Raw genomic sequence first — 12,374 nt, forward strand, 5'->3', positions numbered from 1 at the left:
TTCCACCGATGAGTCATCCATGGAAACATGCTTCGTTTCAAAATTATTTACTAACGATGAAGCATCGCAATGACTGTACTAATGTTTAACTATTTTTGAGACATTTTCAAAAACGGTTGACATAACGAGTTTATCTATATTCAAAATTAGTCACACTTTATTTCTTTCTATCTTTATAATATATGAAAATTCATAAAGTTTTCAACAATTTATAGCGGAATTGTGGAAAAGTATGCATATTTTATAGTATTTATTTAAAATTTGTGACAAATCTTTCCACAAATTCATACTTATTTAGTTGGATTGCAACTTTCCACCGTTTTTCCACACCCAAAATCATATAGTTTTCCACCGACTGTTGAAAGCGTTGAAAACCTATTATAATCCTTTATTTATCATATATTTAAGGTTTTATTATTGTTTAAAACATCTCTATAATATTTATGTTTTCTACTTTTCCACATATGGAAAAAGTAGTCTGTGGAAAACACCTATCATTTTCAACACAAAAGATGTGGAAAACTTTATTATTATAGTAGAATTAACGCTTACATTCATATTTTCATGGTGGAAAAGTCATCCTATTTATTTTTCACATAGAAATTTTCCACAATTTATAGTAAAATATAACTTGCAACTAAGGAGTTTAGATATGTCCAATTATGCAGCATTACAATTAGATCAAATTTGGCAAAGAACATTAACATTAATTAATGAAAGTGCTCACTTCGATGACGCAGTTTTTAATGCGTGGTTTAAGGAAGATTCTCATTTATATGATATAAAAGATGATTTAGCAATTATTATCGTCCCATATAAGATAAATAAACAAATTATGATGGATTCTATCGATATCATAAAGGAAAAATTATCATCTGTACTGGATCATCAAGTGGATTGTCAAATCTTATTAAACAGTGAAGTGGATATGATACAAACCACAATGGCTGTGAATAGAAGAAATGATTTATTATTTGAAGATAAAATTAAAGATGATTATACATTCGATAGTTATGTAGTAGGTAAGAATAATAGAGAAGCTCATGCAGCAGCTTTATCCACATGTTATTATCCTGGTAAATTTAATAATCCTTTGTTTATATTTGGTAATTCCGGCTTAGGTAAAACCCATTTGTTACATGCAATTGGAAATTATATTAAACAGAACCGTCCTGATGATAAAGTCTTATATATTTATAGTGAGGATTTTGTAACTTTATTAATTGAAGCTATGAAAAATAAGACGGTTGAAGAAGTGAAAGAAAAAATTTGTTCCGTAGATTTTCTATTAATAGATGATATACAAAGGCTTAAACAGAGTACTTCACAAGAATTATTCTTTAACATGTATAACAAATTGATCAATGATAATAAACAAATTGTCATTACCAGTGATATTCATCCATCTGAATTAAAAGGTATAGAAAACCGATTAATATCAAGATTTAGTAGTGGTTTATCTGTTTCTATAGGTTCTCCTGAATTTGAGACTTCAAAAGCTATCCTTCAAAAAAAGATGGAAGGTAGAGAAGATGATATTCTAATAGAAGATGATGTTTTAGATTACATAGCAACAAGATTTTCTAAAGATGTTCGTAAATTAGAAGGAGCATTAAATGAATTATTCTTCAAATCAATATTATATAATCCAGAAAAAATAGATTTAAAGTTTGCGAGAGAAATATTCAAAGAAAATCCGTTAATACAACGAGATGATGAGCTTACCGTAAAACGAATAAAAAAAGAGGTTTGCGAATTTTATGGACTTACAAAAACACAGATTGAATCTAAGTCTAGAACACAAAACATCGCAAATGCACGACATATTGCTATTTATTTATGTAGAAAGCATTTAGATATGCCTTTTGCAAAGATTGGATTAGAGTTTGGTAATCGAGATCATTCCACTGTAATGTCCTCTTATGAAAAAATGGTAAAGTTTCTAAAAGACAAAGAAATCTTCCAACAAGCACTCTTCCAAATTGAAAACAATTTAGGAATAAAATAAGTTTTCAACATCTTTCCACTTTTCATACACACTAAAAATTGTTAAAATATATGTATGAATAAAGGAGTTTCATGAGTTTTCCACATTTTCCACATACTTATTATTATTTATTTTAAATAAATATAAAAGAAAGGGGTTTTATCCATGTATTTCAAAGTATCTAAAAAGAATTTCTATAACGCTTTATCAGTAGCTTCTAGAGCTATTTCAACATTCTCACCTTTACCTGCTTTTTCAGGGATTAAGATTGATGCAAATGAGAATAGCCTTGTATTAACAGGAAGTGATTCCGATGTATCTATTCAAACTACATTAAAGAAGTCAGATGATTGTGTATTAGAAATTAGAGATATGGGATCTATTGTTATTGAAGCAAAATATATACTTGAGATTGTTCGTAAAACAGATGCAGAAGAAATTGAATTTGAAATGATGGATGGTTCTTTATCTAAAATTTCAGGTAATACTGCAGAATTTAGAATTAATGGTATGAAATCAAATGAATATCCTTCTATTGATTTTTCAAAACCAAAAGAAATTTTTACAATATCTGAAGAAAATCTAAAAAAAGTAATTACACAAACTAGTTTTGCGACAAGTGATAAAGAAACAAGACCTGTATTAACAGGTGTTAATTTTCATTGCGAAGGAAATGAACTTCATTGTGTAGCAACCGATTCTTACCGTTTAGCAAAAAAATCTATTATGATTAACGAAAGTTTAAATTTTAATATTACTATACCTTCTAAATCTTTACAGGAAGTTGTGAAAACTTTAGAAGGAGAAGGTAATGTAGAAATTGCTGTAAATGATAAAAAAGCGCAGTTTATTATACATGATACGATTATCCAAACGAGATTAATTGATGGAGCATATCCTGAAACGAATCGTTTAATTCCTTTACAGTTTGATTATGAATTAACTATAGATTCAAGAGATTTATTAAGTGCAATCGATCGTGCTAGTTTCATTAAAAATGATGGTGTAAGTGTCATTAAATTTACATTAAGTGAAAATGAATGTGTATTATCAAGTAAATCTGTTGAAGTTGGATCTTCTACAGAAGTATTAAATAGTGCTGAATTTAAAGGAAATTCTCTTGAAATAAGCTGCAATGGACGTTATGTATTTGAAGCAATTAAGGCAATTAATGGAAATTTAGTAAAATTTAGCTTATGTGGTGAAATGAAACCATTTATTATTACATCTTTGGATGATGATAAAATTTTACAATTAGTTTTACCAGTAAGAACATATGCATAAAGCGAATTAAGTTTCGCTTTTTTTTGAATGGAGAATAATATGAGAATTCCTAATTATGAGCATAGTATTGTGCAAGTGATGAATACAATTAGAAAAAATTATGGTATTACTACATATCATAATTTTGATAATGACATAGAAAATTGGATTGATCAACATAAATTTGATCAAATTATAGTATTATTGATAGATGGCATGGGAGATTACCAAATACATGAATATTGTGATGAAAATGGTTTTCTAAACACACATAGATTAAAAAAAATTGATACAGTTTATCCTCCTACAACTGTAGCGGCAACGACAGCGATATTAACAGGAAGAATGCCTTGTAGTACAGGTTGGCTTGGTTGGCAACAATATATATCTAAATATGATTTTCATGTACAGATGTTTTCTAATAAAGATTTTTATGATAATACTAAAACAATAAAAAGAAATTTTTCTTATGAATCATTTCCTATATCTACTATGATTGATGAATGTAATAAAAAAGGAATAAAAGCAGATTCTATATTTCCATCCTGGAGAAAAAATGGAGCAGTTGATTTTCAAGATTTATGTAATAGAATTGTACAAGAGAGTAAGCATAAAAATAATAAATTTATATATGCATATTGGGATGAATATGATTCCTTTATGCATGATTATGGAGCATCACATAACGAGAGTATAAAAATGTTAAATAGATTTGATAAAATATTAGAAAATACAATGCAAGATTTAGAAGAAGGAACGGGATTGATGATCATAGCGGATCACGGTCATATTGATGTAGAATGTAAGTTTTTGATTGATTATCCTGATATCATAGATTGTCTAAGGGTACTTCCTTCTTTTGAACCAAGGACGATTAACTTTTTTATAAAAGAAGATAAGAAAAAATTATTTGAAAAATTATTTATAAAGTATTTTGGAAAAGACTTTTATTTATTATCAAAAGAGGAAGTATATAAAAATAATTTATTTGGTATAGGTGAAAAGAATGATAAGTTTGATTCTTTAATAGGTGATTTTGTAGCATGTGCTTTTCATAATATTCAAATTGAGTATGATAAAGATTTAAAACTAAAAGGTAATCATGCTGGTATGAGTAATGAAGAAATTGAAATACCATTGATACTATATCCAACAGAATAATATATATAATTACATCCAAATGTGTGGTTGTTTATAGCACTTAACAAAGCAATAAACCTAACTACTTTACTAGAGGATGTTTTTATTTTTTATTCACATAAAATAAAATATAAAATTTACATTTTGAATTGTAAAAAATAAAGTAAAATAAGGTCGAAAAAAAGGGAAATAAGACACTAAAAAACTATAAAAAAGGTAGAATTTATGATATAATAGAAAAGTATATGAAAGAGGTTTTTCTATGAATATAAAGATAACTGGAGAATACATAACATTAGGGCAATTGCTAAAAAAAGCAGACTTTATTCAAAGTGGTGGAGAAGCAAAATTTGCTGTTAAATCAATGAGTATTAATGTGAATGGAGAGCCTGAAGATCGCAGAGGACGGAAACTCTATAAAGGGGATGAACTCGTGATAGAAGGAACTTCGATTAAGATTTCATGATATTAAAAAATATCAGATTACATAATTATCGTAATTATGAGAATCTTGATTTATCTTTCCAAGAGGGAATTCATATTTTATCTGGAAAGAATGCTCAAGGAAAAACAAATATTTTAGAATCTATCCTTTATTTATCGACAACTCGATCTCATCGTACCAATGATGATGAAGACTTGATAAAAGAAGGTTGTGATGCTTTCTTTTTGAGGGCTACCATTGAAAAACAAGGTAGGAAAAAGGAATTGCAAATAACTGTAAATGATAAAGGTAAAAATTTGTTTTTGTTTAAGAATCCTGTGAATAGAGTAAGTGATTTTATTGGGGAATTTAACGCAGTTATGTTTTGTCCAGATGATATGACATTATTTAATGCCTCTCCAAGAGTCAGAAGACGCTTTATAGATATGGAATTGAGTAAAGTAAGTAAGAAGTATATGAATACTTTGTTTATTGCTCAAAAGCTCTTAAAAGAGCGTAATGCATGTTTAAAAAGTGAAACTGTAAATAGAGAATATCTTGATGTTCTAACAGATCAGATAGTGGAATCTCAAATCATTGTAATGAAACAACGATATTTCTTCCTTCAACAATTGGTTGAAAAATCTCAAACATTTTATGAAAGGTTATCAAGTGATCATACAAAAATATCTGTACAGTATGAAAGTTGTGTTCCTTTTTATGAAGATGAAGAGTTATGGAAGAATGAATTGAAAGAAAAATATAAAAAGTCATTGGATCGTGATATGTTTTTAAAACAAACGACGGTTGGAATACACAAAGAAGATTATGTATTTAAGATGAATGATAAAGAAGTTGCTACGTATGCCTCACAGGGGCAAAAAAGGAGCATCTTGTTAGCTTTGAAGATTGGTATGATTTATATGATAAAAGATATTATTGGAGAATATCCAGTATTATTATTAGATGATGTATTTTCTGAATTAGATTCTTATAGAAGAAAAGAACTGTTATATTCTCTTCCACAGGTTGTACAAATATTTATATCTACTACGGATATAGAAGAATTTGTAAATATCGATACTGATAGAAAAGTGTCAATATGGAATGTGGAAGATGGAATTATAAAGGAAATGTAAGGAGGATTTGCCAATGGATGAAAAACAGATGAAGGCGATAGAAGAGATGGAAAATAAAGTGGACCACTCTTATACTGCAGATGACATTCAGGTATTAGAGGGATTAGAAGCCGTACGTAAAAGACCAGGTATGTATATAGGATCTACGAGCGAAAGAGGGCTTCATCACTTAGTATGGGAAATTGTAGATAATTCAATAGATGAGGCACTTGCTGGATTTGCTACAGATATTGAAATTGCAATTGAAAAAGATAATATTATTCGTGTTGAGGATAACGGTCGTGGGATGCCTGTAGGTATCGTTGAAAAGACTGGTATTTCTGGTGTTGAAACTATCTTTACTGTTCTTCATGCAGGTGGTAAATTTGGTGGAGGAGCATATAAAGTTTCTGGTGGTTTGCATGGTGTAGGTGCCAGTGTTGTAAACGCTTTATCAGAATGGTTAGAAGTATATGTTAATCAAGATGGTAAGAAGTATTTTTTACGCTTTGAAAATGGTGGAAATGCTGTTGATTCTTTAAAAGTTGTAGATAGTAGTGACACACATGGTTCTATGGTAAGGTTTAAAGCTGATTCTACAATCTTTACGGAAACTCAAGTATATGATTTTGATACATTAAATACTCGTATTCGCCAACTTGCATTCTTAAATAAGGGAATTCGTCTTGTATTGATTGATGAAAGAGAAGAAAAGCCAAGAAGAATAGATTACAAATATGATGGTGGTATCCGTCAATATGTAGAATATCTTAATAAAAATAAATCTTCTTTACATGAGGAAGTTGTTTATGTAGAGGGATTGGAAGATGGTATTTTAACAGAAATAGCGATGCAATATAATGATGGATATATTCCTAACATTTATTCTTTCTGTAATAATATTAATACGATGGAAGGTGGAACACATGAAGATGGATTCCGTCTTGCATTAACTAGAATTATTAATTCATATGCTAGAGAGCAAAATATGATTAAAAAAGATGAAACTCTAGCTGGAGATGATGTAAGAGAAGGATTGACAGCAATCATTTCTGTAAAACATCCAGATCCTCAATATGAAGGACAAACAAAAACAAAATTAGGAAATTCTGAAGTTCGTAGAATTGTATCTGGAATCTTAGGAGATCAATTGGAACGTTTCTTCATGGAAAATCCAAATACAGCAAAGATTATTGTTGATAAAGCAATTATAGCAAGTAAAGCTCGTATGGCTGCGAAAAAAGCACGTGAACTTACTAGACGTAAGAGTGCTCTTGAAATAACATCGTTGCCAGGTAAATTAGCAGACTGTTCTTCAAAAGACGCAAGTGAATGCGAAATTTATATTGTCGAAGGGGATTCTGCCGGTGGTAGTGCAAAACAAGGAAGAAATTCTAAGTTTCAAGCGATATTGCCATTACGCGGAAAAATCTTAAATGTTGAAAAAGCAAGATTACAAAGAATTTTTGAAAATAATGAAATACGTTCTATGATTACTGCATTTGGTTGTGGTATTGGTGATGAAATGGATGTTAGTAAGTTACGTTATCATAAAATTGTAATCATGACCGATGCCGATGTCGATGGTGCTCATATCTGTACATTGATGTTAACCTTCTTCTATCGTTATTTGAGACCTATCATTGAAGGTGGATATGTATATATCGCTATGCCACCTTTGTTTAAGGTAGCAAAAGGTAATCGTATAGAATATGTATATAAAGAAGAAGAAATGGAACGTGTGCGCTCTGAAATGGGTGATAACGTGAATGTACAGCGTTATAAAGGTCTTGGGGAAATGAATCCTGAGCAGTTATGGGAGACAACCATGGACCCAGCGTTTAGAACATTAAAACAAGTAAATATTGAAGATGCTTTAGAAGCGGATTCTATATTTGAAATGTTAATGGGTGAAGAAGTAGAACCAAGAAGAGATTTTATACAAGAAAATGCAAAATATGCAACATTGGATGTTTAAGAGAGAGGTGTTTTCAAAATGGATATCAATAGAGATAAGTTGATTCAAGTAGATATTTCTAAGGAAATGAAAACATCATTCCTTGATTATTCTATGTCAGTAATTGTAGAACGTGCTTTACCTGATGTACGTGATGGATTGAAACCAGTTCATAGACGTATTCTACATGCAATGAACGAATTAGGTATTGTTGCTAGTAAGCCGTTCAAAAAATCCGCACGTATCGTCGGAGAAGTTATTGGTAAGTATCACCCTCATGGGGATACAGCTGTATATGATGCCATGGTTCGTATGGCACAAGATTTTAGTTATCGTTATATGTTAGTTCAAGGTCATGGAAACTTTGGTTCTATGGATGGTGATGGAGCTGCGGCTATGCGTTATACGGAAGCACGTATGAGTAAAATTGCCATGGAAATGATCAAAGATATTAATAAAGATACTGTTGATTTTATTGATAACTATGATGGTGAAGAACGTGAGCCAGCAGTAATGCCATCTCGTTTTCCAAATCTTTTAGTGAATGGTTCTGTGGGTATTGCGGTTGGTATGGCAACAAACATTCCTCCACATAATTTATCAGAGACAATTGATGCTGCACTTGCGGTAATGGATAATCCCGAAATTTCTATTATGGAATTGATGGAAAACTATATTATGGGTCCAGACTTTCCAACAGGTGGTATCATTTTAGGTAGATCTGGTATACGTCAAGCATTTGAAACAGGACGTGGATCTGTACTTATAAGATGTAAACATCATATAGAAGAAATGGATAATGGTAAGACTAGAATTGTTGTTACTGAAGTTCCATATCAAGTAAATAAAGCAAACCTTATTACTAAGATTGCAGATTTAGTAAGAGATAAACAAATCGATGGTATTACATACCTAAATGATGAATCTAATCGCGAAGGAATTCGTATTGTAATTGAATTAAGAAAAGATGTTCAAGTAGATGTTATCTTAAATCAATTATTTAGAATGACATCTCTTCAAACTTCATTTGGTGTAAATATGCTTGCCTTGCATGACCGTGCACCAAAACAAATGGGATTGAAAGAGATGCTTCAATATTACATTGATCATCAAATTGAAGTAACAGTAAGAAGAACAAAGTTTGAACTAAAAAAAGCAGAAGATCGTGCTCATATATTAGAAGGTTTACGTATTGCGTTAGATCACATTGATGAAATTATTCATATTATTCGTTCTAGTGAAACTGATGCAATCGCTAAATCACGTTTAATGGAAGAGTATAAGTTATCTGAAATTCAGGCAAATGCAATTCTAGAAATGAGATTGCGTCGATTAACTGGATTAGAGAGAGACAAAATTGAGAATGAGTATAATGAGTTAATGACGCTTATCCTTGATTTAAGAGATATTCTAGCTAATCATGATCGAGTTCTACAAATTATTCGTGATGAATTAAGCGAAGTGAAAAATAGATTTGGTGATGAAAGACGTACGGAAATTAGTGAAGCTGATTTTGGTATGGATGATGAAGATTTAATACCAGTAGAAGATATCGTTATTACTATGACAACAAATGGTTATATTAAACGTATCCCTACAGATACTTATCGTACACAAAACCGTGGAGGTAGAGGAATCAAGGGAATGACAACAAACGAGGATGATATCGTAGAAATGCTCGTTCCAATGTCTACACATGATTTCTTATTGTTGTTTACGAATGTTGGTAAAGTATATCGTATTAAGGGATATAGAATTCCAAATGCTTCAAGAACAGCGAAGGGACTTCCAGTAGTCAATCTATTGAATTTGGATAAAGAAGAGAAAGTAAAAGCACTTGTTCCTGTTAAACAAGAGAGTGAATCAGAATATTTGATGTTCGTTACTAAAAATGGTTTAGTAAAACGTGTTGCATCTTCAGAATTTGATTCTATTCGTCAAAATGGAAAAATTGCAATTACACTTCGTGAAGATGATGAATTAGTAGGTGTGAAAGAAACTACTGGTGATGATGAAATTATCATTGCTGGTTCAAATGGTAAAGCCGTAAGATTCCATGAAGATGGTGTTCGTCCAATGGGAAGAACAGCTAGTGGAGTTAAAGGATTTAATGTAGATGGTGCTATCGTTGTTGGTATTGCGACATCAAGAGATGGATCATACTTATTATCTGTTAGTGAGAATGGATATGGTAAGAGAACACCAATTGATGAATATCGATTAACAACACGTGGAGCAAAAGGTGTTAAGACTATCAATATTACTCCAAAAACAGGAGAACTTGTATCTGTTCGTGCAGTAACTGGTGAAGAAGATGCGATGATTGTGACAAACACTGGAATTATCATACGTATTGCTGTTGATAAGATTGGTATTTATAGTAGAAATACGCAAGGTGTTAAGTTAATTAATGTTGGTGATGAAGAATCTGTAGCTAAGGTTGCAATCGTTGAAAAAGAAGAAATTGAAGACGAAGTTCCAGTTATAGAAAATACAGCTGAAGAAACTGTTGTAGATGAAGCAAAAGAAGAAATCATTGACAACAAAGATGAAGAATGATATAAAATAGTAAATCGTTGAAAAGGATAAGTAATATTGTTTCTATTTATAGAGAGATAACAGATGGTGGAAGTTATCAATAGAACAATATGAAATCAACCTTGGAGTGAATGTATGAATTGAGTAATGCATTCCGGTAGACCCGTTATCGCTTAGAGATAGTTTATGAATTTATTATTCATAAATTAAAAAGGGTGGCAACACGAGGTATCGTCCCTTTATGGATAATACCTCTTTTTTATTTCTTTGGAGGAAAAAAACATGCTAGATATGAAATTTTTGAGAGAAAATCCTGAAATTGTAAAAGAGAATATGAAGAAGAAGTTCCAGGATAAGAAATTACCTTTGGTAGATGAAGTAATTGCTCTTGATGTTGAAAATCGTTCATTAAAACAAAAAGGTGATGATTTAAGACAACAACGCAATACTTTAAGTAAAGAAATTGGTGCTCTTATGGCAAAAGGCCAAAAAGATGAGGCACAAGCTATAAAAGAAAAAGTGCAAGCTATGGCTGATGAAATGAAATTAACCGAAGAAAAAGAGTCGGAATTAACTTCTAAAATAAAGAACATTATGATGCAGATTCCAAATATCATAGATGATAGTGTTCCTATTGGAAAAGACGATAGTGAAAATGTAGAGTTAGAGAAGTTTGGAGAGCCTGTTGTTCCTTCTTTTGAAATTCCATATCATACAGATATTATGGAACGTTTTGACGGAATTGACCTAGATGGAGCTAGAAAAGTTGCAGGAAACGGCTTTTATTACTTAATGGGTGATATTGCTAGAATTCATTCTGCAGTTATTTCTTATGCTCGTGACTTTATGATTAACAGAGGATTCACTTATGTAATTCCACCTTTCATGATTCGTAGTGATGTAGTTACCGGAGTTATGAGTTTTGCGGAAATGGAAGGAATGATGTATAAAATTGAGGGAGAAGATTTATATTTGATTGGTACTAGTGAACATTCTATGATTGGAAAGTTTATTGATACAATTTTAGACGAAAAGAAACTTCCATATACTTATACAAGCTATTCTCCATGTTTCCGTAAGGAAAAAGGAGCACATGGTATTGAAGAACGCGGAGTGTACCGTATTCATCAATTTGAAAAACAAGAAATGATTGTTGTATGTAAACCAGAAGAAAGTAAAGAGTGGTTTACAAAATTATATACAAATACAATTGATTTATTTAGAAGTTTAGATATTCCAGTTCGTGCTTTAGAATGTTGTTCTGGTGATCTTGCGGATTTAAAATGTAAATCAGTTGATGTTGAAGCATGGAGCCCACGTCAACAAAAATATTTTGAAGTTGGAAGTTGTTCAAATTTAACTGATGCTCAAGCAAGAAGATTAGGAATTCGTGTAAAAGGTGAAGACGGAAAATATTTTGCGCACACATTAAACAATACGGTTGTTGCTCCACCAAGAATGTTGATTGCATTTTTAGAAAATAATTTAAATGAAGATGGAAGTGTGAACATTCCTGAAGTTTTACAACCATATATGGGTGGAACAAAAATTTTAATGCCAAAACAGTAAAAAATGATGAATATCATCATTTTTTTTAATTTCAGACACCTATTTTAGTTCAGTGCATATGTTGAAAATATCCTTTATTTATCGTATTTTATGGCTATTTTATATAAAAATGGTGTTTTCTAATTTGCAATGAGAAATAAAAAGACAGATACTTACTAATCTCGAAGCATTTCACAAAACGATTATTTTTTAATTTTAGAATGTTTCACGTGAAACATTTTGAGTTAGTAGGTTCTTCAGGAAATAGTTGAAAAAATTATAATCTATGTTATAATATAAAAGCTACTACAATGGTATCTACTGAATTAGGTCAGATTGGGAACGAAGCAGCCTTAAGGGAGCTCTATCATGTGTGGTAGCTTTTATTATATTCGGAGG

The 12,374-nt window shown here is 30.9% G+C and carries 8 protein-coding genes, 1 other RNA gene and 1 other annotated feature; all 9 genes read left to right on the plus strand.

The features are described 5' to 3' along the window. The first annotated feature begins 652 nt into the window (after window positions 1-652). The 9 genes from dnaA (at window position 653) to ffs (ending at window position 12,366) form a co-directional block, all read left to right on the plus strand. Entirely contained in the window at window positions 653-2,008 is a 1,356-nt protein-coding gene (dnaA, locus tag ACWG42_RS12010) for a chromosomal replication initiator protein DnaA (RefSeq protein WP_455792647.1), read from the plus strand. Between the two features lie 144 nt (window positions 2,009-2,152). Continuing rightward, the gene (gene dnaN / locus ACWG42_RS12015; protein ID WP_455792649.1) at window positions 2,153-3,271 is read left to right on the plus strand and encodes a DNA polymerase III subunit beta; all 1,119 of its coding nucleotides are present in this window, start codon (window positions 2,153-2,155) and stop codon (window positions 3,269-3,271) included. Window positions 3,272-3,310: 39 nt separating this feature from the next. Further along, window positions 3,311-4,411, plus strand: a complete 1,101-nt coding sequence (locus tag ACWG42_RS12020) for an alkaline phosphatase family protein (RefSeq protein WP_455792650.1) — start codon at window positions 3,311-3,313, stop codon at window positions 4,409-4,411. Window positions 4,412-4,652: 241 nt separating this feature from the next. After that, complete coding sequence (gene yaaA, locus ACWG42_RS12025) at window positions 4,653-4,856, plus strand: S4 domain-containing protein YaaA (protein ID WP_455792651.1); 204 nt, start codon at window positions 4,653-4,655, stop codon at window positions 4,854-4,856. Further along, a complete protein-coding gene (recF, locus tag ACWG42_RS12030; RefSeq protein ID WP_455792653.1) occupies window positions 4,853-5,953 on the plus strand; it encodes a DNA replication/repair protein RecF in 1,101 nt (366 codons plus the stop codon). Before yaaA ends, recF begins: the two co-directional genes overlap by 4 nt. Window positions 5,954-5,966: 13 nt before the next feature. Next, on the plus strand, window positions 5,967-7,910 hold the full coding sequence (gene gyrB / locus ACWG42_RS12035) for a DNA topoisomerase (ATP-hydrolyzing) subunit B (protein WP_455792654.1): 1,944 nt from the start codon (window positions 5,967-5,969) through the stop codon (window positions 7,908-7,910). 18 nt (window positions 7,911-7,928) lie between these two features. After that, the gene (gene gyrA, locus ACWG42_RS12040) at window positions 7,929-10,448 is read left to right on the plus strand and encodes a DNA gyrase subunit A (protein ID WP_455792656.1); all 2,520 of its coding nucleotides are present in this window, start codon (window positions 7,929-7,931) and stop codon (window positions 10,446-10,448) included. Window positions 10,449-10,456: 8 nt separating this feature from the next. Continuing rightward, window positions 10,457-10,669, plus strand: a binding site (T-box leader). A 40-nt stretch (window positions 10,670-10,709) separates the two neighbouring features. Continuing rightward, window positions 10,710-11,996, plus strand: a complete 1,287-nt coding sequence (gene serS, locus ACWG42_RS12045; RefSeq protein ID WP_455792657.1) for a serine--tRNA ligase — start codon at window positions 10,710-10,712, stop codon at window positions 11,994-11,996. Window positions 11,997-12,270: 274 nt separating this feature from the next. Then, window positions 12,271-12,366, plus strand: an RNA gene (gene ffs, locus ACWG42_RS12050) — signal recognition particle sRNA small type. The last annotated feature ends 8 nt before the right edge of the window (window positions 12,367-12,374 follow it).

This window comes from Amedibacillus sp. YH-ame10 (genome assembly GCF_053848885.1).